Origin of the sequence: Labrys sp. KB_33_2, assembly GCF_052114505.1 — a bacterium.
GTDB lineage: Bacteria > Pseudomonadota > Alphaproteobacteria > Rhizobiales > Labraceae > Labrys.
The window spans coordinates 149,073-173,499 of sequence record NZ_JBFREW010000007.1 but is presented as its reverse complement, the minus strand read 5'-3'; the positions used below and the strand labels follow the sequence as shown (position 1 = coordinate 173,499).

Genomic DNA, 24,427 nt, shown 5'->3' with positions numbered 1-24,427 from the left:
ATTGCGCCGGCGTCAGTGCAGCAAGGCTGCCGATGCCGGCCGTCTCGGCACGGGGCGCATCAGGACGGGGATGGCCGGTTCGATCATCGGACGCGTGGCTTCGACCGGCAGCACCACCATGACGACGGTGCCGACGCCCACGGCGGAGCGGATACGGATCGAGCCGCCATGCAATTCCGCCAGGGATTTGGCGATGGAAAGGCCGAGGCCCGACCCTTTATGCGTCTTGGTGAACTGGGTCTGAACCTGCTCGAAGGGGCGGCCGAGCTTGCCGATCGCTTCCGCCGGAATACCGATGCCGGAATCCTCGACATAGAGGGCAACCCGGTTGCCGTGCTGGCGGATGCGCACGCCGATCCTGCCGCCTTCCGGCGTGAACTTGATGGCATTGGAGAGAAGATTGTTCATGATCAGGCGCAGGGCTCGGCGATCGGCCTGAACGTTCACGCCATTGCTCCAGGAGGGGTGGAGGCTGAGCTTCTTTGCTTCCGTCTCGGGCCGGATCGACCGCAGGAGGTCGCCGAGCAGCCTGTCGACCGCCACGAGTTCGCGTTGCAGCGTAACTTCGCCAGCTTCGATCTTCGACATTTCGAGAATGTCGTCGACGAAATTCAGGAGATAGCGCCCGCTGTCGTTGATGTCCTTGCAATAGCCGACATAGCGCGGCTGGCCGAGCGAGCCGAAGGTGCCGTTCTCCATCAATTCGGAAAAGCCGATGATGGCGTTGAGCGGCGTGCGTAGCTCATGGCTCATATTGGCGAGGAATTCCGACTTGGCCCGGTTGGCGGACTCGGCCTTGATCGTCTCCTCGGCATATTTTTCAGCCAATTCGGCCAATTCCTGGGTCTGGCGTTCGAGCACCTGCCGGGAACGCTTGAGGTCGGCGATCATGCCGATCAGGCTGCGCTCACTGTCCATCAGCCGGGTCTGCTGCTCCTTCAGCGAGGTGATGTCGGTGCCGACGGAGACATAGCCGCCATCCTTGGTGCGCCGCTCGTTGATGGTGAGCCAGCGGCCGTCCTGGAGCTGCGCCTCGAAGGTGCGGGCGCCACGCTCGATCGGTGCGTTGGCGGACATGTTGGTGCGCACCACCGGCTGGGAGCCGGCCTCGACGATGGCACTGTAATGGGTGCCGGGGCGGACGAGACCATCCGGCAGATTGTGCAAGGCCTGGAACTTGGAATTGCAGATCACTAGGCGGTTGCCGGCGTCCCACAATACGAAGGCCTCCGAGATGGTCTCGATGGCGTCGCGCAGGCGCAAATCGGCCCGCTTGGTGTGCTCGGCGAAGCGCCGCTCCTCGGTTTCGTCGACGACGATGCCGATCAGCCGCTTGTTGCCTTGCGGGCCATAGACCAGTTCGCCGCGCACGCGCACGAAGATCCATTCGCCATTGGCGCAACGCATGCGGAAACGCCGGTCGATTGCGAGTGGCGGATCCTTGGCCAGCAGTTCGGCGGAAAGGGTGCGCAAGCCACCGTCGTCGATATGGATCAGCCGATCGATGTCGCTATGGACCAGAAGATCATCCTGCGGCTCGTAGCCGAGCAGATGGAACATCGAATCCGACCAGAACACCCGTCCGGCCTCGAGATCCCAGTCCCACAGGCCGGAGCGCCCACGGCTGAGCGCGGTTTCCAGCCGGTTGCGCACATTGTTGTAGATATCGTCGGCCCGGCGCGCCCGCGAAGCCTGCCAGTAATAGGCAAAGCCCAGGATCAGCAGCACGCCGCCGGTGGTGGTGGTGAAGACGAGCAGACGGCCGCTGAGGGCATACCAGCCCTCCAGGATATCGTCGACGGGCTTGGCGGCGACGATGCGCAGGCTCTCACTGGTGCCGATCGAAGCGAGCATGGCGGTGCCACCGACCGTGACGGTCAACTGGCCGCTGACGCGGTCGCCGATCGCGCCGATCAGGCCGGCGACGTCGCCGTTGTCGTTGAGCAGGCGGCCATGCGGCGTGATCACGGCAAGCAGGACGTGGTCGGGAGCCGTGATCGCGGCACGGGTCGGCACGCGGCCGCTCTGGGCGACGATCGCGCTCAGTTGCGCGGCGGCGGCCGAGACGATCAGATCGAGGTTGCGGCCGGCATCCTGCATGGCTTGCTGGCGGCTGTCGCGGGCCTGGATGAAGGCAGCGAGTGCAATGACGGCAAGGAAGGCGATGATCAGCAAGGGCACGGCCTTGCGCAGGATCGGCTCAAGCCCGATCAGTCGCCTATAGGTTGGGCAGACCAGTGTCTTGGCAAGGCCCCGGATGCCCGGCGCGCGCAAAGACGCATGTGTCGCGTTTGCACGCGCCATTGCTAAGCCCTTCCAGCCTTATCTGAGAATTTGCGATAGAGCAGGTGTTCATCACCGCCCCCGAATCGATAAGGCTATAAGAATCAACCTTCACGTGATTTGTCTAGAGTCGGCGTGAACACTTTTTTAATTATTTGTGTCCATTTGCGGCTGAAAAGCGAAGAATTCGCGCCCGATTCAAGACGAAATCTTGATGCTTTGGCTACATGTATGGGGCTGAAAACTCTATACCACAAGATGTGGTGGGGCGGGGCTGCTTTCCATCGGGTGCAGCCTATGAATGCTTCCCTAGAGGCACCAGTACTCTCGATTGCAATGGCCAGCCTCGCGAGAAATGACCGCATAGTTGCAACAACCGGTTCATGCAAGCGATCTTTGCGCGATGTCAGCAACGTCGCGCGATAACCCCGGCCGCCTTGCGATATCGCGCAACGTCGCCGCCGCCAAGGTGCGCCTGCCTGGCTCGAGCGAGCGCCAGGTCTTGAACGCGACCAGGAGCCGGGCCGCCAATTGCGGATTCTTCGGGTCGATCGCCAGGATGATGTCGGCGACGAAGCGGTAGCCTTCGCCATCGGGGCGATTGAACTGGGTCTGGTTGGCGGAACAGAAGGTGCCGATCAAGGCCCTGACGCGGTTGGGATTATGCAGGGAGAAAGCGGGATCGCGCATGAGTTCCTTGACGCGGTCCAGCGTGGCCTCAAGCGGCAGCATCGCCTGCACGCCCATCCATTTGTCGATGACCAGTGGATCGCTGTCGTAGCGTTCCCGGAAGCTGCGCAAGGCTCGTTCGCCGGCCGGCGTGCCCGACAGGGCTAGCGTGGCGAGCGCCGCCATCTCGTCGGTCATGTTGTCGGCCTTGTCGAACTGCGTCGCGGCGACATCGAGTGCTCGTGCGGTTCCTCCGGCACAGGCCAGATCGAGTGCGCCGTTGCGTAGGGAACGCCGTCCGGCATCGGCGGCCTGGGGCGAATAGGGGCCCGCCACCGTCATGGTCGCGATCGTGCGCAGCAGGTCGACCTGCAACTCCCGAGCCAAGGTCTGCCGCAGAATCGAGCGGGCCTGATAAATCGCCTGCGGATCGACGTCATTGCCGATTTCACGGGCGATATCCGTTTCGCTGGGCAAGGCCAGGGAGAGCGCGGTGAAGGCCGGATCGGCGGCCCCCTCGACAAGGAGGCCACGGACAGCCGCGACGAAGCGCGGATCGACCGGGGTCGCCGGATCCTTGACCAGCCGCAACAGCAGCTTGAGTGCGTAGCTCTGGGACGCCTGCCAGCGGTTGAAGGGGTCGCTGTCAGCCTTGAGCAGGGTCAGCAGAGCTTCCTCGTCGAGCGCGACCGTGAGCTTGACCGGGGCCGAGAAGCCGCGCAGCAGCGAGGGGACGGGCGCTTGGCGCACATTGCCAAACACAAAATTGCGCTCGGATTCGGCCAGGGCCACCAGGCCATCGAAAGGCTGGCCGTCGAGCGTGACGGCAAGATCGCCCTCCTCGCCGACCAGACCGAGGCGGATCGGGAACAGCATCGGTTGCTTGTTGGGCTGACCCGGCGTCGCCGGCAGGATCTGCTTCAGGTTGAGGTGATAGGTGCCGGCCTGCTCGTCCCAGCGTCCTTCGGCGCGGATCTCCGGTGTACCCGATTGCCTGTACCAGAGCATGAACTGGCCGAGATCGCGCCGACTTGCCTCGGCGAAACAGGTCAGGAAATCCTCGATGGTGACAGCCTCTCCGTCATGGCGCTGGAAATAGAGATCCATGCCGGCGGCGAAGGCCTCCCCGCCGATCAGGGTCTTGAGCATGCGCACGACCTCGGCACCCTTCTCATAGACCGTGGCCGTGTAGAAATTATTGATCTCGTTATAGATTTCAGGCCGGACAGGATGGGCGAGCGGCCCGCCGTCCTCGGAGAATTGTTGGCTGCGAAGGAGCTTGACGTCATTGATGCGCTTGACGGGCCGCGAGCGCTGGTCGGAGGAGAATTCCTGGTCGCGGAAGACCGTCAAGCCTTCCTTCAGGCAGAGCTGGAACCAGTCGCGGCAGGTGATGCGATTGCCCGTCCAGTTGTGGAAATATTCATGCGCGATGATGGCCTCGACAGCCGCGAAGTCGCCGTCCGTGGCCGTCTGGGGCAGGGCCAGCACATATTTGTCGTTGAAGATGTTGAGGCCCTTGTTCTCCATGGCGCCCATGTTGAAGTCGGACACGGCGACGACCATGAAGATGTCGAGGTCGTATTCACGGCCAAAGGCCTCTTCGTCCCAGCGCATCGAGCGCTTGAGGGCATCCATGGCATAGGCGCAACGATCCTCCTTGCCATGCTCGACATAGATCTCCAGCCTGACCTGCCGTCCGGAACGGGTGGTGAAGCTGTCGGCCACCATGGCAAGGTCGCCCGCCACCATGGCGAAGAGATAGGAGGGCTTGGGGAAGGGGTCGTGCCAGACGGCAAAGTGACGGCCGTCGGCCAAGGAGCCTTGCTCGGTCCGATTGCCGTTGGCGAGCAGTACCGGCGCTTCCTGGAACGAGGCCTCGATCCTTGTGGTGTAGACCGACAATACGTCCGGCCTGTCGAGGAAATAGGTGATGCGCCGGAAGCCCTCGGCCTCGCATTGGGTGCAATAGGCCGAATTGGATCGGTAGAGCCCCATCAATTGGGTATTGGCGGACGGATCCAGGCGCGTCTCGATGGCCAGCGTGAAGGGTTCGGCGGGCGGATGGTGGAGGCTGAAGCCATTGGGCGAAACCGAATAGGCTTCCGATGGCAGCGACACGCCGTCGAGCCAGGCCTCCACGAAGACGAGGCTGTCGCCGTCGAGCTTCAAGGCATCCTGCCCCGAGCTGCGCGCATTGCGCTGCAGAGTGAGGGTGGAAACGATACGCGTCTGCGTCCGCTCGAGCCGGATATCGAGATGCACCGTATCGATCAGGAAGGCGGGGACCCGATAGTCGGCGAGGCGAACGGGTTCCAGGGCAGCTTCGGTCATAGGGGCTTCATTCCGGCAGGGACAATCTGAATCGTCAGGTTCTTTCTCATCATGGCGGATGAGGGGCGTGCACCGCAACCCGGGCGCGCCGGTTCGAGAGGATGGTATCGATCGTCTTCGCCAGAGTGCCGTAATGTTGGTGCCGTTCGTGACGCGTGCTTTCCACGCCAACACGAAGGTTACGATGCTCAATTCCGATAGATCGCGGTTCTTCCGCGCCTGGCTGAGGCGGCCCTTGCGCATTGCGTCGGTGACGCCCTCCAGTGCCGTTCTGGCGGCGCTGATCACCCGGGAAATCACCGCCGTGTCGGCACCGGTGCTCGAACTTGGCCCCGGTACCGGCATCTTCACCCAGGCGCTCATGGCGCGGGGCATCGCAGAGGACGACATCACCCTGATCGAGCGCGAAGAATCCTTCGTCACTGGCCTACAAGGCTGCTTCCCGCATGCGCGATTGCTCCCGATCGATGTCAGGGAGATCGCACGCGAGGAGGCTTTGCGAAATTGCAGCTTCGGCGCCATCGTCAGCGGGTTGCCTTTGCCGAATCTCAGCCGCAACGATCTCTATGCCCTGATTGGGGACTGTTTCGAACGCCTGATCCAGGGGGGCGCTTTCTATCAGTTCACCTATGGACTGAAATGCCCCATCCCTGCGAGGATCTTGCGAGCCCTGGGGCTGCGCTCCGACAGGATCGGCTGGACATTGCGCAATTTTCCTCCGGCTGTCGTCTATCGTATCAGTCGCCGGGGATGCCGGGTCGCCGCCGATGACGCCGCGATTCCATGACGATAGGGCTGATCATGAAGGCTGAGGGGCGATATGCGTGTCTTGCTCGTCGAGGATGAACCACGCATGGCGGCGGCGTTACGCTCAGCGCTCACCGTCAAGCACGACATGGTCATGGATCATGTCGCCACGCTGGCCGATGCTGAACTTGTCGCGGGGGATATCGATTATGACGCCATCCTGCTCGATCGTCAGCTTCCGGATGGGGATGGCCTCGATCTGGTGGCGAGGCTGCGAAGCCGGGGCGTCATGCTTCCCATCATCGTGATCACCGCCAAGGGGGCGGTGACGGAGAGGGTGACCGGCCTCGAAATGGGGGCGGACGATTATCTGGCCAAACCCTTTGCCTTGGACGAGTTGTTGGCGCGCCTGCGCGCGGTTATGCGCCGGCCCAGCGATTTGCGCCCGAGTCGGATCAGCATCGGCAGGCTGTCTTTCGACATGACGTTTCAGGAGATATCGGTCGATGGCAGGCCCTTCGACCTGCCAAGGCGCGAGATTCTCGTGCTGGAATGCCTGATGCGGAGGGTCGGGCGCATGGTGCCGCGCTCGGTTCTCATGGAAGCGGTGTTCAGCCTGGACGATGAAATTCAGTCCAACGCCCTGGATTCCCATATCTCGCGGCTCAGGCGCAAACTGGCTGGGGCCCAGGCCGGCGTCGTCGTCAATGTGGTGCGCGGGCTCGGCTACATGTTGCGCGAGGAAACGTGAGCTCCGGCGGGCCATACTCTCTGCGCCAGCGCCTGTTCTGGCGGCTGCTGGGGGTGCAGTCGGTGGTTCTGCTGATGGTGGTGGCGGTGCTTTTCGGCTCCGGGCAGCTTGCCAGCCTGCGATCGACCGATGCGACCATCGAAATGCTGCGTGATGCCGTCATCCGGCAACCGTCCGGTGCACTGTCCCTCGAGGCGACCCCTGCGCTGGAAGCCTTGCGCAAGCAGGAGCCGGATCTGTGGTTCCTCATTCGCGACACCAGGGGACAAAGGCTCAGTGAAGGACGCATCCCCGAGGAATACGCCCGTATCGGCACGGCGCTCGATCAGATCGGGCAGGCGCGGCTTGGTTGGAACATCGGCGATCCCGATCGGCCGACCGCGCGCATGCGCTGGGCCGAGACATCTGCAGGCCGGTTGCAATTCATCACCGGCACCGAAGTCTTCGCCTCGCCATTGCTGGTGATGATGGGGGCATCGCTCGTCCTGGCCAAGCTGGTCGCGCCCATCGTTCTGGTCATGGCCGTCGGCGCCCTGATCGCAACGCCGCTCGTGGTGCGAAAGTCCCTGGCAGGTGTCGATCGGGCAGCGAAACAGGCCGATGCCATCGACGCCATCGAAAGGGGCGGCCGGCTTTCGACGGACGATATTCCCGGTGAGGTCACCCCGCTGGTGAAGGCCGTGAACCGGGCACTCGATCGCCTGGACGAAGGCTTCGAACGCCAGGAGCGCTTCCTGGCCGATGCCGCGCATGAACTGCGCACGCCGGTCGCCATTCTGAGCACGAGGATCGGCGCGCTGCCGGACGGGGCCGCACGCTCGCAATTGCTGGAGGATTCCGAACGGCTGACCATCCTGACAGAGCAGATGCTAGACCTCCAGCGTCTCAGGCAGGGCAAGGTCGAATTCGAGACGATCGATATCGGTGAGCTGGCGAGCGAAGTGGGTCTCGACATGGCGCCTATCGCCTTTGCCGCTGGCTATACGATGCAGTTCGATAACCGAGGGAGCGGTCGCACCCAGGGAGATCGATCCAGTTTGAGGCGTGCCCTGATGAACATCGTCCAGAATGCGGTCGACCATGGCGGCAGACGTGGTGAGATCGGCGTAATCGTCGAGGCGAACTGGGTGGAGATCCGCGACGAAGGGCCGGGGATCTCGGCCGAATTGCAGGAACGTATCTTCGAACCCTTCTTCAAGCACCATCAGAACGGGCGGGGAGCCGGCCTTGGCCTCCACCTCGTACGCGACATCATGCGGATGCATGGTGGTGAGGTCACGATAAGCAACGGCGCAAAAGGGGTCATCTGCAGGCTTATGTTTCCGAAAGCCTGAAATCGCGGTGAACCTATGCCGCTGGCCGAAAGACCTTCAAGCGCCTAACTTTAGCCCATCAGTGCGAGAATGGCCTTCGCCATGTCCGGGGCGCGGTTGCGCAGCGGGCCTTGGAGCCGGCCATAGACGGTGAAGATGGCGGGCTGGGCGACGATGCCCAGTGCCATCGCGGTCAGGAGGTCGGCGTCTCGCTCGGGAATGTCCCTGCGTTGCATGGCTCCGGCAAAGATCGAGCGCACGGCCTCGACGACGTTCTTGTCGGTTTCATCAGGCACTTCGGCCAGATGGGTGTGCTGGGAGAGCAACAGGAAGGTGAACAGGGCCCGATCCTCGTCGAAAAGTTCGCAGAAGACCTCGACGATCCGCATGATCTTGGCATCGAACCGGGGATGGGCCTGGTCGGCAGCGAGGATATCGGCCGCAAGCCTGGCATAGCCATCCAGGAACAGGGAGCGTGACAGGGCGTCCTTGGAGGCGAAATGGCGGTAGAGAGCTGCCTCCGCCACGCCGACGGCGCCGGCGATATCGCGGATGGAGGTCCCTGCCACCCCTTTATCGGCGAACAGGCGCAGGGCCTCCGTCACGATCTTGGCGCGGGTCTTCGATCCGTCACGCATGGTTCTCGCCCGTTCCATCCTGGATGGCCTTGGCCGGAACCGGTGCTTCCGCTTCGGCTGCCTGGTCCGCCGGAGGCTTGGAATCGCCGGCGGGGCGACCCGGCGCGGCGAGCGGAGCGGGCGGCGGGCGGTGGGAGCCAGGCTCGGCGCCATTGCCCTGCGCGGGCGAAGGCGCGGCGGGCAGAATCTCGGCGGGTCTGGACGAATCGGGCAAGTCCGGCAGCTGGGCAGGCGGGGTGACCTTGGCCTCGCCGGCGGCGGCATTGGCCTGGCGCTCCTTCAGCATCTTGTTAAGGCCGACATAGTCGGTCTTGCCGGTGCCCATCACCGGCATGGCATCGATGATCATGATCTCCGAGGGGATCATCAATTCGGCGGCGTGCTTGTAGCGCAGATGCGCGATTACATCGGCGCGGTTGGCATGCTTGTGCGGCGTGATCAGCACCAGCCGCTCGCCCTTGCGTGGATCGGGGGTCGCCAGCACGGCCACCGGGCTCTCCGGCCACAGGTCGGCGAGCATGGCCTCGACCGCGGCGAGCGAAACCATCTCACCGCCGATCTTGGCGAAGCGCTTGGCGCGGCCCTTGATGGCGATGAAGCCCTGCGGGTCGATGGTGACGATGTCGCCGGTGTCGTACCAGCCTTCCTCGGGCGCGGTGATCTCGCCTGGCTGATCGGCCTTGAGATAGCCCAACATCACATTGGGGCCGCGCACATGCAGGCGCCCGCCTTCCTCGATGCCCGGGATTTCCTCCAGCCGCGTCTCCATGTCGGGTAGTGCCCGGCCGACGGTGCCGTTCTTGTTGAACATCGGCGTGTTCAGCGCCAGCACCGGCGAGGTCTCGGTGACGCCATAGCCCTCCAGGATGCGCAGGCCGAACTTCTCGTTATAGGCCCGCCGCGTCTCTACCTTCACCGGCTCGGCGCCGGCCACGACATAGCGCAGCGAGCGGAAGTCGTAGGGGTTGGCCATCTTGGCATAGCCGGCGAGGAAGGTATCGGTGCCGAACAGGGCGGTGGCGTTGGTGCCGTAGATCAACTCGGGAATGATGCGATAGTGCAGCGGTGTTGGGTAGAGATAGAGCCTGACGCCGTTGACGAGCGGCAGGATCATGCCGCCGGTCAGGCCGAAGGAATGGAACACCGGCAGTACGTTGAAGACGATGTCGCCGGGGCCGAAATCGATGCGGGCGCCGACCTGCGCGATGTTGGAGAGAATGTTGCGGTGCGACAGCACCACGCCCTTTGGTGCCCCCTCCGAACCCGAGGTGAACAGGACGGCGGCAGGGGCGTCCGGCGTGGGTTTGGCATGGGCCCGTCCGGCGCCGAGGAGGCCCCTCAGCTTGTCGGCGGTGCCGACTTCGGCGCGCACATCCTCCAGCCAGACGAAGCGGACATGCGCCTCCATCGCGGCCACGACGTCACCGAGCCGGCCCTTCTCCACGAAGGCGCGGGACGATAGCACTGTCTTCACCTGCGCGGTCTTGCAGGCCGAGATCAGGTTGGCCTGGCCGGCCGAGAAGTTCAGCATGGCCGGAAGGCGACCGATCGACTGCAGGGCGAAGAAGGTGACGGCGACGGCATTGGCGTTGGGCAGGAGCACGCCGACATGTTCGCCAGGCGCTGTGAAGGCTTCGAACTTGCGTCCGAGCACGTTGATGCCGATGAGCAGGCGCTTATAGGTGAGGCTGCCGCTGACCGGATCCTCCAGCACCACCCGCTTGCGGCCATATTTGTCGGCAGCCGCCACCAAAGCGCGGAAGAGATCGGTGTCGACGGAACTCGTCTTGTAGATGAGGTCCGACATCACGTCGTAGAGGGCGGCACCGGCGGCCTGGCGGCGCTTCTTGCCGCGCAGGTCATCGTCGATCGTAAGGCGCGTCGGCTCGGTGAAAGTCACCGTCACCTTCGGGAACCAGCGGCGCGAGACCTTGTTGGCATCGAGCCTGGTGAAGGGCGTGCGCTCCAAGCCGTCGATACGCATCGGCACGATGTCGGCATGCGACTTGTCGGCGATCAGGCCGGCGCCGTCATAGACCTTCATTAGCGCGCCGGTAACGGTGAGGCGTCCCTCGGGGAAGATCACCAGGGTTTCGCCGGCTTTCACGGCATTGATCAGCCCGCGCGTCGCCATCGGCTTGGTCGGATCGAGCGGATAGGCCCGGCAGATCTTCAGGAAGGGCTTGACCCACCAGGCCTTGGCGATGGTGTGATCGATGGCGAACACCGGGTCCTTGTCAAGCAGGGCCAGGACCAGGCCGGCATCGAGAAAGCTGACATGATTGATCGCGATGATGCGATGCGGTGTCGGCGTCTCCAGGTTCTCGATGCCCTTGACCTCGAGGCGGTAGATCAGCCGGTAGAGCAGCAGGATGAGGTCACGGAAGCGGCTCATCGGCAGGACATAGAGCAGGACGATGCCGGCGATGATGTTGAGGATGGCGATACCCAGAAACGCGACCGGCGTGGTCAGGCCGAATTGGGCCTGCAGCAGGGAGAGGCCGCCGGCGCCCACCACCATGAATATGGCGGTGATCACGTTGCCGCCGGCGATGACGCGAGCCCGTTCATCCTTGGGAGCCCAGTGTTGTACGGCGGCGTAGGCGGGAACGATGAACAGACCTGCTGCGACGGCAGTCAGGATCAGCACGAGCGTGGTCTGAATGCCGTTGGCGCTGGCAAGATAGCTCATGACGCCCAATGGCACTTCGGAGCGCGTGGTCGCGAAGGCGATCACCGCTACGACAAGGCAGAACACGCCCATCAGAATGCAACCGATCGGCGAGAGCAGCAGGATGATGCGGCCGGCGGCGAGGCGGGCCGCCAGGATCGAACCGAGAGCGATGCCAATCGAGAAAGCGGTGAAGAACAGCGAGTTCACCGTATTGTCGCCGCCGATGACATCATGGGCGAGCGATGTCGTCAGGGACAGGATGACAATGCCGATCAGCCAGAACCAGGCTACGGCGAGCGATCCGATCAGGAGCTTACGGTCGGCTGCGACCAGGCGGACCAACTGGTAGCTGGAACGCACGACATTCCAATCGACCTTGAGGTCCGGCGCTGCTTGTCCCGTCGGTGGAATTGCGCGAGCGAACCACCAGCACGCCACGGCGATCACGATCATGACGCCGGCTACCAACGTGCTGGGCAGATCGGGTGCCACGATATTGGCACCGAGTGTGCCGATCAGGATCGAAAGAAAGGTACCGGCTTCGATCAGGCCATTGCCGGCCGGCAGTTCTTCAGGCGCGAGATGGTCGGGCAGGATGCCGTATTTGACTGGCGTGAACAGGGTTCCCAGGACCCCCATCGCCAACATGCTGAAGAGCAGCACGGGAACCGAATGCATCGCGAAGCCGACAGCAGCGATGGCAATGATGACAATCTCGACCAGCTTGATGCGTTGCGCCACGACGGCCTTGTCGTAGCGATCGGCCATCTGGCCCGCCAGACCGGACAGGATCAGCCCCGGTGCGACCAGCAGGGCGCTTGCCAGGGAAACCAGACTGTTGCTGCCTTCCATCGGCGCCGTCTGGGCGATGCCGTAGACAGCCAGGACGATCAGGGCCTGTTTGATGAAATTGTCGTTGAAGGCGCTGAAGAACTGGCTCCAGAACAGGGGCCAGAAGCGGCGGGCGGACATCAGCGATGCGAGCATCGGCGTGGTTCCTGGATGGGCGCGTACCGGGCGCGGGAGAATCGCATTTAAGTTAGCGTTCGTTCACTAACTTAAAATGTATGGTAAACGGCGTCAAGGCGGGGGAGGTTGGCGCAGGTCCGGCATGTGCGCCGCTGCACAATGGCTGGAGCCATCGGTATCGCGTGGCCATCCTAGAGCAAAACGCGTTCAAGTGTGAACGCTTATTTCCTCTAACTCTTTGTTTCGACGCGTCTTTGCGATTCTTGGTGATCCCGTCTCTTCGCAAAACGCTTTAGCCTTCGCGCCTGACGACTTCCAGGAAGAGTTCGCCGTAGCGCTCCAGCTTCGCCTGCCCCACGCCCGGTAGGGCCAGAAATTCGGGCAGGGTGCCGGGGCGCTCGCTCGCCATGGCGCGCAATGTGGTGTCGGCAAAGATCATGTAGGGCGGCACGCTTTGCTCGCGGGCGAGCCGACTGCGCTCGGCGCGAAGGGCGGCGAACAGGGCGCCGTCGCGTTCCGACATCTCGACCTCACCCCGCCGAGCGCGTTTTGCCTCGGTGCTCTTGCGTGGCCGGTCGCGGCGGAAGACGATTTGCCGCTCACCCTTGAACACGGCCCGCGCCTCTTCGGCCAGGATCAGGGCGCCATGAGCCTCGTGGTTGACATTGACGAGGCCGGCGGCGGTGAGCTGGCGCAGCACCGATTGCCAGGTACGCGCCTCGATGTCCTTGCCGGCCCCGAAGACGGGCTGGTTGTCGTGGCCGAAGCGCTGGACTTTCTCCGTGACCTTGCCGGTGAGCACGTCGATGATATGGGCGGCGCCGAACATCTGACCGGTGCGGTAGATCGCGGCCATCGCCTTGACCGCGGCATCGGTGCCGTCCCAGCTCTCGACCGGCGAAAGGCAGGTATCGCAATTGCCGCAACGGCCGGGATGGGTCTCGCCGAAATGAGCGAGGATGGCCTTGCGCCGGCATTCGGCGGTTTCGCAGATGCCGAGCAGGGCGTTGAGCTTGCCGAGTTCGACCCGCTTCACCGTCTCCGGCGCATTGCCCTCCTGGATCATGCGGCGGCGCTGTACCACATCGGCCATGCCGTAGCTCATCCAGGCATCCGAGGGTAGGCCATCGCGCCCTGCGCGGCCCGTCTCCTGGTAATAGGCTTCCACCGAGGCCGGGATATCGAGATGGGCGACATAGCGTACATCAGGCTTGTCGATGCCCATGCCGAAGGCAACCGTAGCGACCAGGCAGAGATCTTCCTCCTCCAGGAAGGCGTCCTGGTTGGCGCTGCGAACAGCCACTTCCAGGCCGGCATGATAGGGCAGGGCGCGGATACCCTGCTCGTTCAGCCATTGCGCCGTTTCCTCGACCTTGGCGCGCGATAGGCAGTAGACGATACCGCTATTGCCCTTGTGCGCAGCCAGGAAGGCCAGCAATTGCCGGCGGGCGTTGTCACGCTCGACGATGGCGTAGCTGATGTTGGGCCGGTCGAAGCTGGTGGCGAAGACCTCGGCCTCGTTGAGACCGAGCCGCTCGATGATGTCGGCGCGAGTGACCGGGTCGGCCGTGGCAGTGAGGGCGATGCGGGGCACGCCGGGGAAGGAAGCGGCGAGGCCGCCGAGTTCGCGATATTCGGGCCGGAAGTCGTGGCCCCATTGGCTGACGCAATGGGCCTCGTCGATGGCGAAGAGCGCGATGTCGGCATCGGCGATCAGCGACTGGAAACCCTGTGTCGCCACACGCTCGGGGGCGACGTAGAGCAGGTCGAGCTTGCCGTCCATCAGGGAGCGGCGGACCTTGTAGGCTTCCTCGCGCGACAGCGAGGAATTGAGCGCCGCCGCGCGCACGCCAGCCTGCTTGAGCGCCTCGACCTGGTCGCGCATCAGTGCGATCAGCGGCGAGACCACGATGCCGACGCCGTGCCGGCACAAAGCCGGGATCTGGTAGCACAGCGACTTGCCGGCTCCGGTCGGGAACAGCACCACGGCATCGCCGCCTTCGGTGACATGGCGCACCACCGCCTCCTGCTGGCCGCGAAAGGCGCTGTAGCCGAATATGGCGTTGAGGACGGAGAGAGGATCTTGAGGAGAAGAGCGGGTCATGCCTGCAGGATGCACCTTTGGAGCCTGATTCCATTCCAGGGACATCATGGACACTTACCCGACAGGGGCCATGATTCGAAAATCTCCCACGTCGATTTCCCACGCTGACAGGCAATTGCGGTGGAACGGTCGCGGTCGCGAATGCCGGCAATGTGCCCCTCGGCCAGAATGCGGGTTACACCCGCAACACCGTTGACGGTCTACCGAGATGTTGACGGTCTACCGAGATAAAGATAGTTATGTTATAACGTTTCATGTAAATGAAGCCCATTCTGGCGCCCGTGGTATCGACATGCTCCCAGGCGCCTGCAACGGATCAAGGAATTCCGACATCATGCAGCCCGCCCCGCAGACACCCGTCACCGTCCTCACTGGCTATCTCGGAGCAGGCAAGACCACGCTTCTCAACCGCATCCTGACCGAGAGCCACGGCAGGAAATATGCTGTCATCGTCAACGAGTTCGGCGAAGTCGGCATCGACAATGATCTCGTCGTCGATACCGACGAGGAGATCTTCGAGATGAACAATGGTTGCATTTGCTGCACGGTGCGCGGCGATCTCATCCGCATCATCGAGGGCCTGATGCGCCGACGTGACCGCTTTGATGCCATCCTGATCGAGACGACCGGGCTGGCCGATCCCGCGCCGGTCGCCCAGACTTTCTTCGTCGACGACGATGTGCGCGCCAAGACCAGGCTCGATTCGATCGTCACAGTGGTCGACGCCAAGCACCTGCTCGGCGAAATCGAGACAGCGCATGAGGCCCAGGAGCAGCTCGCCTTTGCCGATACGATCCTCCTCAACAAGACCGATCTGGTCACGGCCGGGGAACTCGAACGGGTGGTGAAGCGGATCCGTCGCATCAATCCCACCGCTACCCTCCACGAGACACGCCGCTGCGATATCGCGCTCGACAAGGTGCTGGATCGCGGTGCCTTCGACCTCGACCGCATCCTGGAAGCCGAACCCGATTTTCTTGCAGGATTCCATGACCATGAGCATGACGACCATGTCGGCAGCTTCGCCCTCGTCGCCCGGGAATCGCTCGACCCTGGCAAGTTCATGCCCTGGCTGAACACGATCGTGCAGCAATTCGGCACCGACATGCTGCGGCTGAAAGGCATCATCGCCTTCGACGGCGATCCCCAGCGCTTCGTGGTGCAGGGTGTGCATATGCTGATCGAGGGCGATCATCAGCGCCCCTGGAAGCCAGAAGAGGAGCGCAGGAGCCGTCTGGTGTTCATCGGGCGTAATCTGCCGAAAGACGTGATCGAACAGGGGTTCCTGGCCTGTCGGGCCTAAAGCGTTTTGCTCCAGGTGAGGGAAGGCGCGCACTGGGGCGGGAAAACAGGGCTCGCCATCGTCCGCCACCCGCTTTGCATATTCGCTTGACCGCGATCGGGACACCCCGGTAACTGTGGCACTGACGGTTCCCGTCGGGTGCGAGCCCGATGGGAGTAATAGGGAACACGGTCCGGCTTTCTCGAAGCCCATGCCGTGGCTGCCCCCGCAACTGTAGGCGGATTGCCGAGCATCCTCGTGGCGCCAAAAGCGCCATGCCACTGTGGGTGACCCCATGGGAAGGCAGAGGCAAGGCCGATATCCGCGAGCCAGGAAACCTGCCGTCATCTCGATCAATCCCATGTCACGGGCGGGGATGCCCGGAACAGGAGACAATGTGACGTTTCTTCCCGCCATCTCGGGCCGTCGCCCACCTGTTCCCTCCACTTCGCGCCATCAGACCCTCTGCCATAGCCTGGCCTGAGGGCGTTTCCCGTTTTCGGCCCTGCGCCGAACAGCGCCATCTTCCTATCGCGAACCGAGAGAACGTCATGACTTTTCCCAAGGCAAAGGCCTGCTGGTCCAGCTTCGCCGTCATGCTTGCGGCCGGCTTCAGCCTGACGCTGAGCATCGATCCAGCCGCCGCCCAGGCGACCAAATATCCGCTCAAGATCGCCAATTGCGGACGCACCGTCACCTTCGAGCATGCCCCGCAGCGCACTGTCTCCGTCGGCCAGAGCGGTACGGAGGTTCTCTACCTCCTCGGTCTTGCCGACAAGGTGGTGGGGACGGCCGTCTGGTTCGGCCCGGTTCTGCCGGGCTATGAAGAGGCCAACGTCAAGATTCCGCGCCTGGCCGACAATGATCCGAGCTTCGAAAGCGTGATCGCCAAGAAACCCGACCTCGTGACCGCCCAGTTCCAGTGGCATGTCGGCCCCAGTGGCATCGTCGGCAAGCCCGAGCAGTTCGAGGAACTGGGTGTCCAGACCTATGTTTCGCCCGCTGATTGCGTCGGCAAGGACAATTCCAGCGGTGGCGACGGCACCCGCGGCACCCTTTTCACCATGGATCTGGTCTATCAGGAGATCAGGGAACTCGCCGAGATCTTCGACGTGCAGGAGCGCGGTTCGAAGGTCATCGCGGACCTGAAGGCACGCGAGGAAGCCGCCCGCCGCAAGATCGCCACCGGCGATGGCAAGGTCTCGGCTGCCTTCTGGTTTTCGAGCGCCAAGGTCGATGTCGATCCCTATATGGCCGGCAAGAACAGCGTCCCAGGCTACATCATGTCCGTCCTGGCTCTCCGGAACATCGTGGAAAGCGAGGAGGAATGGCCGAGCGTCGGTTGGGAGACCGTCGCCAAGGCAGATCCCACCATCATCGTCGCCGGGAGGATGGACCGTCGCCGCTATCCCGCCGACGACATCGCCGTGAAGCTCAATTTCCTCAAGACCGATCCGGTGGCGAGCCTGATGCCGGCCGTCAAGGAGGGCCATGTCGTGGAAATGGACGTCCAGGCCATGCAGCCGAGCGTGCGCGTCGTCGACGGCATCGAGATGCTCGCCGATGCCATCCAGCGTTTCGGCCTGAAGCGTTGAGATGAACCGCGCTGTCACGCGATTGCTGGCAATCGGCATGCTGGCGCTGGCCGTGCTGGTGTTGGCGCTCTGGCTGGGCGCCGCCATCGGCGAGACGGCCATCCCGATGGAGGTGGTGGCCAAGACGGCGGCCAACCGCCTGTGGGGCGCCGGCTACATTCTCGATCGCATCGATGAAGGCATCGTGTGGAACTACAGGCTGAGCCGCGCCGTCGTCGCGGCCTGCTGCGGCGCGGCCCTGGCGCTGTCGGGCGTCGTGCTGCAGTCGCTGCTGCGCAATGTCCTGGCCGATCCCTATGTGCTCGGCATCTCGGCCGGGGCATCGACGGGGGCGGTCGGGGTCGCCATTCTCGGCCTCGGCGCGGGATTTTTGAGCCTGCCGGCCGGCGCCTTTCTCGGTGCGCTGGTGGCCTTCGGTTTCGTCGCCTTGCTGGCGATGCGATCGGGGCGCGGAACCGGCGCGGTGATCCTCGCCGGCGTGGCTGGGTCTCAGCTTTTCAATGCCCTGACCTCCTTCATCGTCACCAAGGCGGCCAATGCCGAACAGGCGCGGGGCATCATGTTCTGGCTGCTGGGCAATCTTTCGGGCGTGCGCTGGCCGGATGTCTGGCTGGCCCTGCCGATCACGGCCGTGGGGCTGCTGGTCTGCCTCTGGCACGCTCGCGCGCTTGATGCCTTCACCTTCGGCACGGAATCGGCGGCATCCCTCGGCATTTCCGTCCGGCGCGCTTATGTCGTGCTCGTCGGCGTCGCGGCGATGATGACGGCGGTGATGGTCAGCATCGTCGGATCGATCGGCTTCGTCGGTCTGGTGATTCCGCACGCCGCGCGGATGGTGGTGGGCGTGCGCCATGGGCGATTGCTGCCGGCCAGCGCCCTGATCGGCGCCGTCTTCATGATCGTCGCGGACATTCTGTCCCGGATCATCATCCCCGGCCAGGTCCTGCCGATCGGGGTGATCACGGCCCTTGTCGGCGCGCCGGCCTTCGCTCTCATCCTCAGCCAGAGAAAGGCGACGGCATGAGCCTGTCGGCACGCAATCTGTCCTGGTCGGCGGGCGGGGCCTCGATCCTGCAGGGTGTATCGCTGGAGGTTCGTCCGGGCGAGTTGCTCGGCATCATCGGCCCGAACGGCTCGGGCAAGACCAGCCTGATGTCCCTGCTGGCCGGTATCCGCCGCCCGCAGGGCGGCGAGGTGTTGCTGTCGGACCAGCCACTCCACGCCTTGGCTCGCCGCGAAATCGCGCGCCGGATCGCTCTGGTCGAGCAACAGGCCGAGACGGCCGATCGCATTACCGCCCGCCAGGCCGTGGAGCTCGGGCGGACGCCGCATCTGGGTGCCTTCATGCCCTGGTCTGGCAAGGACGATGCCATCGTCGACCTCGCACTGGAGGAGGTTGCCATGACCAGCCTTGCCGCTCGCCTGTGGCATACGCTCTCGGGCGGCGAGCGCCAGCGCCTCCACATCGCCCGCGCCTTGGCGCAACAGCCCGAAATCCTGCTTCTCGACGAGCCCACCAATCATCTCGATATCGGCCACCAGATCGGCCTGCTGCATCTGGTTCATCGCCAGAACCTCACTGTCGTGGCGGCCCTGCATGATCTCAATCATGCGGCGATGTTCTGCGATCGGGTCGCGCTGATGCAGGCGGGGCGGATCGAGGCGATCGGTCCTCCGTCCGAGGTGCTGACGGCTTCGCGCATCCAGTCGGTCTTCGGTGTCGCCGCTGAGGTTGTCCACGACGGTACCGGTGGCTGTTTCATCCGCTATCGGCATCCGGATCTTCCAGTGCCGCGGCCGGGCTGGGTCGCGGCTGCGTCATGACGCGGGCTCAACCGACAGATGAGGAGGGCCGACGGATGACGGGCGCCAGTTCAGCGAATTTCGATCTCAAGGAAGAGATCCGTGATTATTGGTCGAGGCGTTCGGAAACCTTCGACCGCGCCTTCGGGCATCATATTCCCGAAGGGCCGGAATTCGAGGCCTGGGCCGCGGCGATCCGCGATCATCTCGGTACCGAACCGCGCCGGATCCTCGATCTGGCTTGTGGGACGGGCGAGATCACCAAGCTGCTGCTGGCGCTCGGCCACGAGGTCACGGCCCTGGATTTCTCCGAGGCCATGTTGGCGGTGGCCCGTCGCAAGCATGCCGGCCGGCAGCGCCTGCGCTTCCGGCTCGGCGACGCCGAGAACACCATGGAACCGGAAGGCGCCTATGACGCGGTCGTCTGCCGGCATCTGGTCTGGACACTGACCGAGCCGCAGAAGGCCTTTGCCGATTGGTATCGCGTGCTGAAGCCGGGCGGCAGATTGCTATTCTTCGACGGGGATTGGGCCAGGCCCACCAGGGTCGGCCGGATGGCGTCCAAGCTCATCGCCCTGATCGACCGCCTCGGCGGTGCCGATCCCTATTATGACAGCGCGATGAGCGAGCGCCATGCCCGCATCATGGAGAGGCTACCTTTCGGTGGGGGGCTACGGAGCGCCGATCTCCTTCCGTTCCTGGAGCAGGCCGGTTTCAGGAATATCGTGATCTCTTCGCATCGGCCGATTGCCGCTGCCCAAAGGCGCCAGGCCGATCTGCGCAACCGGCTGCGTACCCATCTCTACCAGCGCTTCATCATCTGCTGCCGCAAGTGAGGCCTCCGCGACCGGTCGCCTTGCATGGCTGTCCGGCAGGAACCATATGATCGAGATCAGTCTCGAAGGACCGCAGGCGGAGAGCGTTCCCGGGAACGCGGGAGCCCGTCTTTTCTTCCCTCTGCAGTGGGGCGAGAAAACAAGCACGATAACTGATGACGCCGCCGGGGCTGGGGTTTATGGTCCGTGCCGGGACGCTATCAAGGTCTGTGAACAAGGACGTTACATATGGCTTCGAAACTCGAACAATTGCGCGCCATGACGGTCGTAGTTGCCGATACCGGCGATATCGACTCGATCAAGGCGCTCAAGCCGGTCGATTGCACCACCAATCCGAGCCTGCTGCTCAAGGCCGCCGAGATGCCGGCCTATGACCATTTGATCGCGGAAGCCGTGAGCTGGGGCGGCAAGCAGGGCGGCAGCAAGGAAGGCACCGTCGCAGCCATCGCCGATCGCTTGGCCGTCTCCTTCGGCGCGGAACTCACCAAGCTCGTTCCCGGCCGTGTCTCGACGGAGGTCGACGCCGACCTCTCCTTCGATACGCAGGCGACCATCGCCAAGGCGCATGCCATCATCGCCGACTACAAATCCCGCGGCATCGAGCGCGATCGCATCCTGATCAAGATCGCCTCGACCTGGGAGGGCATCCGTGCGGCCGAGGTGCTGCAGAAGGAAGGGATCGACTGCAACCTGACCCTGTTGTTCTCTCAGGCCCAGGCCGTGGCTTGCGGCGATGTCGGCGTGTTCCTGATCTCGCCCTTCGTCGGCCGTATCCTCGACTGGCATGTCAAGAATGACGGCCGTACCTTCACGCCGGAGGAAGATCCGGGCGTGATCTCGGTCAGGGGCATCTATGCCGACTACAAGGCACGTGGCGTCAAGACGGTGGTGATGGGCGCTTCCTTCCGTTCCACCGGCGAGATCGAGGCGCTGGCCGGTTGCGATCGTCTCACCATCGCCCCGAACCTGCTGCAGGCACTCGAGGCGGACGAGGGCACGCTGGAGCGCAAGCTCTCCCCCGACAATCATGCTTCGGCCCCCACGACGGGCAAGATCGACGAACGCGCCTTCCGCTGGGCGATGAACGAGGATGCGATGGCGACTGAGAAGCTCGCCGAAGGCATTCGCGGCTTCGCCAAGGATCTCGGCAAGCTGCGTACGCTCCTTGCCAAGCGCGTCGAGGGCACGGCCCAAGCCGCATGACCTTGGCTGCTTGATCGTCATATCGTGAGCCGAGCCTTTACCCAGGACGGCCAGGAAGGGGAGGACGCACAGGTCCTTCCCGAGCGGCCGGTCTCGAGCGAGCGCAATCTCGTTACCGCGCGCGGTCTTGGCATGATCGAGGCCGAGCTCAGACAGGCGCGTTCGCTTTTCGCCACGGCCGAAGCCGCAGGCGATCGCATTGCCATGGGCAATGCATCACGCGAAATCCGCTACTGGGCCACCCGCCGGGCAACGGCGGAACGGGTGGTCCCGGGCGCTGGCGATGCAGGTATCCGCTTCGGCATGGCAGTCACGCTTCACTATCCCGACGGGCGCGAACGCATCTGGCGTATAGTCGGTGAGGATGAGGCCGATGCCGCATTGGGACGGATCAGCCATGTCTCGCCGCTGGCGAAGGCATTGTTCGGCAAGGATGTCGGTGAGGTGATTCGCGTCGGGCCACAGGAGGCCGAGATCGTGGGGATCGACACGACTCCGGAGGGCAAGCCGCAATAGCCGGCCGGACCCAAAGACCCGACCAACGAAAATGGCGGCCAGCGGCCGCCATTGCTATGCACATCCCTGCAATCAGGAAAGCTTACTCTTCCGCGAAGCCGCCGAGATGGCTCTGCGAGTAGTTCTGGATGCCGAGGCGCTCGACCAGGTCGAGCTGGGTTTCCAGGAAGTCGATATGGCCTTCCTCGTCGGTCATCAGCTCCTTGAACAGATTTTCGGAGACGAAATCCTTGACGGTGCGGCAATATTCCGCAGCCTCCTGATAGAGGGCGCGAGCCTCGCGCTCGGCGGCAAGGTCACACCCGAGAACTTCCTTCACAGTCTGGCCGATCCGCAGCGGATCGAGCGTCTGCATGTTCGGGAAGCCTTCAAGGAAGAGGATGCGTGTGGTCAGCTTGTCGGCGTGCTGCATCTCTTCGATCGATTCGGCGCGCCACTTCTTGGCAAGGCCCAGCAGGCCCCAATTGTCGAAGATCCGGTAATGCAGCCAATATTGGTTGATCGCGGTCAGCTCGCTCCGCAAGGCCTTGTTGAGATAATCGATGACCTTCTTGTCGCCCTTCATGAGCGTTTCTCCATACTTGGTGGACTGAAACTACATTAGAAGAATTCTAAATTTAGGCAAGCCCCCAGACGCGGCAAATTTGTCCGGAGGATTTTGCCAGGGGAGGGGAAGGCACGAAGCCTCCAGTGGCCACCCAGGCGTTTCCCAGTTTATTCTCGTTCTAAACTACTGATTTATAACGATTCTATTGTTGCGTCGGGCCATTGACAAGGTGAGCTCGTCCGTCCACATCACTCTCGTCACTGCCTTTGCTCGAACCCAAGATCGCTGCGAATGATCGTCTGTTCCTGCCGTGTTTTGACCGATGAGGATTTCACCAGCACGCTCGCGACCGAGCAGCCGGGTTGTCCCCGTTCGGCTACGGAAGCCTATCGTTGCCTGGGCTGCGGACCGGAATGCGGCCGTTGCCTGATCACAGTGCGGCAGATTCTCGCCGATGCACGCGCGGCTGCGCGTTGCCATGAGTGTACCGAGGATTGCGCCCTGCGCGATATGGTTGAAGCCGCCAATACCGACGAAGTGATGCTCGACGCCGCTGAATAGGCGTCATCCCGGGCGATTGTGCGCGAGGCGCTCGCAAGGCAGCCTCCAAATGCGGTTGATCGCCGGAAATCCTGGTTCCCCCTCACGGTTGCGTTTCCTGTCCGCCGCGCCACAATAATGCCGCTCCCTATCGGCATAGGCGATTCATGCCCCAATCAGGTGACCAGGACGTTCGGACCGGCCTTGCTGCGCATCTCGTGGCGTTGTGGCGGTTCGGGCTCGTGCTGTCGGGCAATGGGCAGTTCGCGGAGGAGTTGGTGCAGGCCACCTGCCTCAGGGCGCTCGAGCGCTCGCACCAGTTCATCCCGGGGACCCGCCTCGATCGTTGGCTGTTCGCCATCGAGCGTTCGATCTGGCTCAACGAGGTCCGGGCCAACAAGGTGCGCAACCCCGTCGAGCTGGAGCAGGCCGAGAACGTCCTGTCCTTTGATGGTGCGCGGCAGTTCGAAACGAATATTTTGGCTGCCCAAGTGTTGAGGCAGGTACAGGCCTTGCCTGCAGCACTGCGTGAAACCGTCTTTCTGGTCTATGCGGAAGGGCTCAGCTATGCCGAGGCGGCGGACATGCTGGCCGTACCAATCGGAACCGTCATGAGCCGCCTGGCTTCGGCCAGGCTCAGGCTCGCTCATCTGAACAAGGATACGCCGGAGGGCGGTGCGGGGGAGGCATCATGACTACGCAGGAGATGGGACCCGATGACGCCAGCCTCGTCGCCTTTCTGGATGGAGCTCTGTCGCCCGAAGAGCACGCGGGGCTGGAGGTCCGCCTTGCCCAGGAGCCGACTCTGAAGGCGAGACTGGACGCGCTCGCGGCCGGTTCGCTCCCGTTCAAACAGAGCTACGATGCTCTGGCGGCGCACGCGCCCCGGCAACGTCTCGAAGCGCTTCTTGCCGAAAGCCAGACGGCGATTCCGGCGCCGGTGGTCAATGACAATGCACGGCGCTCGGGCTGGCGCATCCCGCCGGCAGCGGTCGCGGCGGCGCTCGCCTTGTTCGTGGTCGGAGCCGGGGTTGGCCGTTACGCGCCGCCCGGTCTGTGGCCGTTCCCTTCGGCGCAGCACAGCGACCATGAAGGGCCGGATGCCTGGCGCACGACGGTGGCCGAATATTGGGGGCTGACGACGTCGCAGACGCTCGACTGGATGCCGAACGATGTCTCCACCGCGCAGCGCGATCTTGCCGCGGCGACCCGCCGGCTCGGCTTCCCGCTGACACCCGAAAAGGTCAACCTGCCGGCCCAGGAGCTCAAGCGCGTCGAACTCTTCCACTACGACAATGCGCCCCTGGTCGAGATCGCCTATCTCGACGAACTGACTGGCCCGCTGGCCTTCTGCATCTATGCCAACAATCCCGGCACGGCGAGCGCACCCACGCTCGAACAACGCAACGGCTTCAACGTGGTCTACTGGTCGGATGCCGAGCGTTCCTACATGCTGATCGGCCACGGGCCGGACGAGATCATGCAAAAGCTTGCCGCCATGCTGGCAAAACAGATCGCGGCGTGACAGAGGGCGGGTCTTTGGACCCGCCCTACCCCTTGCAATGTGTAGCGGTTCCAGGCCGGTCTGAAGAGCTGCCCCCAATGCGCTTGCCAAGCTGGCAG

General features: G+C 63.5%; 19 protein-coding genes and 1 riboswitch. Of the genes, 13 read left to right on the top strand and 6 right to left on the bottom strand.

Features of this window, described 5'->3' with window-relative positions; translation table 11 throughout:
• Positions 1-12 precede the first annotated feature (12 nt).
• Entirely contained in the window at positions 13-2,304 is a 2,292-nt protein-coding gene (locus tag AB4037_RS14730) for an ATP-binding protein (RefSeq protein ID WP_434957303.1), read from the bottom strand.
• A 360-nt stretch (positions 2,305-2,664) separates the two neighbouring features.
• Entirely contained in the window at positions 2,665-5,286 is a 2,622-nt protein-coding gene (pepN, locus tag AB4037_RS14725; protein ID WP_441772028.1) for an aminopeptidase N, read from the bottom strand.
• Between the two features lie 184 nt (positions 5,287-5,470).
• On the opposite strand from pepN, the gene AB4037_RS14720 reads away from it, so the two are divergent.
• From AB4037_RS14720 to AB4037_RS14710, 3 genes are read left to right on the top strand one after another with little or no spacing between them, the layout of a single operon-like run.
• A complete protein-coding gene (locus AB4037_RS14720; RefSeq protein WP_441772027.1) occupies positions 5,471-6,073 on the top strand; it encodes a class I SAM-dependent methyltransferase in 603 nt (200 codons plus the stop codon).
• Between the two features lie 33 nt (positions 6,074-6,106).
• Entirely contained in the window at positions 6,107-6,784 is a 678-nt protein-coding gene (locus AB4037_RS14715; RefSeq protein ID WP_441772026.1) for a response regulator transcription factor, read from the top strand.
• The gene (locus tag AB4037_RS14710; protein WP_441772025.1) at positions 6,781-8,118 is read left to right on the top strand and encodes a sensor histidine kinase; all 1,338 of its coding nucleotides are present in this window, start codon (positions 6,781-6,783) and stop codon (positions 8,116-8,118) included. The genes AB4037_RS14715 and AB4037_RS14710 overlap by 4 nt, the downstream gene beginning before the upstream one ends.
• A 50-nt stretch (positions 8,119-8,168) precedes the next feature.
• Here the strand turns inward: AB4037_RS14710 and AB4037_RS14705 are convergent, their stop codons facing one another.
• The 3 genes from AB4037_RS14705 to recQ all read right to left on the bottom strand — a co-directional run bounded on the left by AB4037_RS14705 (position 8,169) and on the right by recQ (position 14,527).
• Positions 8,169-8,735 (bottom strand): TetR/AcrR family transcriptional regulator, encoded by a 567-nt coding sequence (locus AB4037_RS14705; protein WP_441772024.1) that lies wholly within the window; start codon positions 8,733-8,735, stop codon positions 8,169-8,171.
• Positions 8,728-12,396: an acyl-[ACP]--phospholipid O-acyltransferase gene (locus AB4037_RS14700; RefSeq protein WP_441772023.1), complete on the bottom strand. Its 3,669-nt coding sequence runs from the start codon at positions 12,394-12,396 to the stop codon at positions 8,728-8,730. The genes AB4037_RS14705 and AB4037_RS14700 overlap by 8 nt, the downstream gene beginning before the upstream one ends.
• A gap of 274 nt (positions 12,397-12,670) precedes the next feature.
• A complete protein-coding gene (gene recQ, locus AB4037_RS14695; RefSeq protein WP_441772108.1) occupies positions 12,671-14,527 on the bottom strand; it encodes a DNA helicase RecQ in 1,857 nt (618 codons plus the stop codon).
• A gap of 289 nt (positions 14,528-14,816) precedes the next feature.
• On the opposite strand from recQ, the gene AB4037_RS14690 reads away from it, so the two are divergent.
• The 7 genes from AB4037_RS14690 (at position 14,817) to AB4037_RS14660 (ending at position 21,717) form a co-directional block, all read left to right on the top strand.
• A complete protein-coding gene (locus AB4037_RS14690; protein WP_441772022.1) occupies positions 14,817-15,785 on the top strand; it encodes a CobW family GTP-binding protein in 969 nt (322 codons plus the stop codon).
• Between the two features lie 108 nt (positions 15,786-15,893).
• Positions 15,894-16,124, top strand: a riboswitch (cobalamin riboswitch).
• 191 nt (positions 16,125-16,315) lie between these two features.
• Positions 16,316-17,359, top strand: a complete 1,044-nt coding sequence (locus tag AB4037_RS14685) for an ABC transporter substrate-binding protein (RefSeq protein ID WP_441772021.1) — start codon at positions 16,316-16,318, stop codon at positions 17,357-17,359.
• Position 17,360: 1 nt separating this feature from the next.
• Positions 17,361-18,383, top strand: coding sequence for a FecCD family ABC transporter permease (locus AB4037_RS14680; protein ID WP_434957293.1), 1,023 nt, complete (start codon positions 17,361-17,363; stop codon positions 18,381-18,383).
• Positions 18,380-19,183 carry an ABC transporter ATP-binding protein gene (locus tag AB4037_RS14675; RefSeq protein ID WP_434957292.1) on the top strand — a complete coding sequence of 268 codons (804 nt, stop codon included), beginning with the start codon at positions 18,380-18,382 and terminating at the stop codon, positions 19,181-19,183. The genes AB4037_RS14680 and AB4037_RS14675 overlap by 4 nt, the downstream gene beginning before the upstream one ends.
• Positions 19,184-19,218: 35 nt before the next feature.
• Positions 19,219-19,998 carry a class I SAM-dependent methyltransferase gene (locus AB4037_RS14670; RefSeq protein ID WP_441772020.1) on the top strand — a complete coding sequence of 260 codons (780 nt, stop codon included), beginning with the start codon at positions 19,219-19,221 and terminating at the stop codon, positions 19,996-19,998.
• Between the two features lie 228 nt (positions 19,999-20,226).
• Positions 20,227-21,201: a transaldolase gene (gene tal / locus AB4037_RS14665; RefSeq protein WP_441772019.1), complete on the top strand. Its 975-nt coding sequence runs from the start codon at positions 20,227-20,229 to the stop codon at positions 21,199-21,201.
• Between the two features lie 24 nt (positions 21,202-21,225).
• Positions 21,226-21,717 carry a GreA/GreB family elongation factor gene (locus AB4037_RS14660; protein WP_434957289.1) on the top strand — a complete coding sequence of 164 codons (492 nt, stop codon included), beginning with the start codon at positions 21,226-21,228 and terminating at the stop codon, positions 21,715-21,717.
• Positions 21,718-21,799: 82 nt separating this feature from the next.
• Here AB4037_RS14660 and bfr read toward each other — a convergent pair whose 3' ends face one another.
• Positions 21,800-22,282: a bacterioferritin gene (gene bfr / locus AB4037_RS14655; RefSeq protein ID WP_441772018.1), complete on the bottom strand. Its 483-nt coding sequence runs from the start codon at positions 22,280-22,282 to the stop codon at positions 21,800-21,802.
• Between the two features lie 273 nt (positions 22,283-22,555).
• On the opposite strand from bfr, the gene AB4037_RS14650 reads away from it, so the two are divergent.
• From AB4037_RS14650 to AB4037_RS14640, 3 genes are all read left to right on the top strand, one after another.
• Entirely contained in the window at positions 22,556-22,825 is a 270-nt protein-coding gene (locus AB4037_RS14650; RefSeq protein WP_434957287.1) for a (2Fe-2S)-binding protein, read from the top strand.
• A 146-nt stretch (positions 22,826-22,971) separates the two neighbouring features.
• Positions 22,972-23,499: an RNA polymerase sigma factor gene (locus tag AB4037_RS14645; RefSeq protein WP_441772017.1), complete on the top strand. Its 528-nt coding sequence runs from the start codon at positions 22,972-22,974 to the stop codon at positions 23,497-23,499.
• Positions 23,496-24,329: an anti-sigma factor family protein gene (locus AB4037_RS14640; protein ID WP_434957285.1), complete on the top strand. Its 834-nt coding sequence runs from the start codon at positions 23,496-23,498 to the stop codon at positions 24,327-24,329. Before AB4037_RS14645 ends, AB4037_RS14640 begins: the two co-directional genes overlap by 4 nt.
• Positions 24,330-24,427: the final 98 nt, after the last annotated feature.

Excerpts from the sequence above, each read along its gene's own strand:
- AB4037_RS14705 (WP_441772024.1), bottom strand. The coding sequence starts at position 8,735 with ATGCGTGACGGATCGAAGACCCGCGCCAAGATCGTGACGGAGGCCCTG.
- AB4037_RS14730 (WP_434957303.1), bottom strand. The coding sequence starts at position 2,304 with ATGGCGCGTGCAAACGCGACACATGCGTCTTTGCGCGCGCCGGGCATC.
- AB4037_RS14650 (WP_434957287.1), top strand. The coding sequence starts at position 22,556 with ATGATCGTCTGTTCCTGCCGTGTTTTGACCGATGAGGATTTCACCAGC.
- AB4037_RS14680 (WP_434957293.1), top strand. The coding sequence starts at position 17,361 with ATGAACCGCGCTGTCACGCGATTGCTGGCAATCGGCATGCTGGCGCTG.
- AB4037_RS14720 (WP_441772027.1), top strand. The coding sequence starts at position 5,471 with ATGCTCAATTCCGATAGATCGCGGTTCTTCCGCGCCTGGCTGAGGCGG.
- AB4037_RS14690 (WP_441772022.1), top strand. The coding sequence starts at position 14,817 with ATGCAGCCCGCCCCGCAGACACCCGTCACCGTCCTCACTGGCTATCTC.
- AB4037_RS14685 (WP_441772021.1), top strand. The coding sequence starts at position 16,316 with ATGACTTTTCCCAAGGCAAAGGCCTGCTGGTCCAGCTTCGCCGTCATG.
- tal (WP_441772019.1), top strand. The coding sequence starts at position 20,227 with ATGGCTTCGAAACTCGAACAATTGCGCGCCATGACGGTCGTAGTTGCC.
- AB4037_RS14715 (WP_441772026.1), top strand. The coding sequence starts at position 6,107 with ATGCGTGTCTTGCTCGTCGAGGATGAACCACGCATGGCGGCGGCGTTA.
- AB4037_RS14675 (WP_434957292.1), top strand. The coding sequence starts at position 18,380 with ATGAGCCTGTCGGCACGCAATCTGTCCTGGTCGGCGGGCGGGGCCTCG.
- AB4037_RS14700 (WP_441772023.1), bottom strand. The coding sequence starts at position 12,396 with ATGCTCGCATCGCTGATGTCCGCCCGCCGCTTCTGGCCCCTGTTCTGG.
- AB4037_RS14645 (WP_441772017.1), top strand. The coding sequence starts at position 22,972 with ATGCCCCAATCAGGTGACCAGGACGTTCGGACCGGCCTTGCTGCGCAT.
- AB4037_RS14670 (WP_441772020.1), top strand. The coding sequence starts at position 19,219 with ATGACGGGCGCCAGTTCAGCGAATTTCGATCTCAAGGAAGAGATCCGT.
- AB4037_RS14640 (WP_434957285.1), top strand. The coding sequence starts at position 23,496 with ATGACTACGCAGGAGATGGGACCCGATGACGCCAGCCTCGTCGCCTTT.
- pepN (WP_441772028.1), bottom strand. The coding sequence starts at position 5,286 with ATGACCGAAGCTGCCCTGGAACCCGTTCGCCTCGCCGACTATCGGGTC.
- bfr (WP_441772018.1), bottom strand. The coding sequence starts at position 22,282 with ATGAAGGGCGACAAGAAGGTCATCGATTATCTCAACAAGGCCTTGCGG.
- recQ (WP_441772108.1), bottom strand. The coding sequence starts at position 14,527 with ATGTCCCTGGAATGGAATCAGGCTCCAAAGGTGCATCCTGCAGGCATG.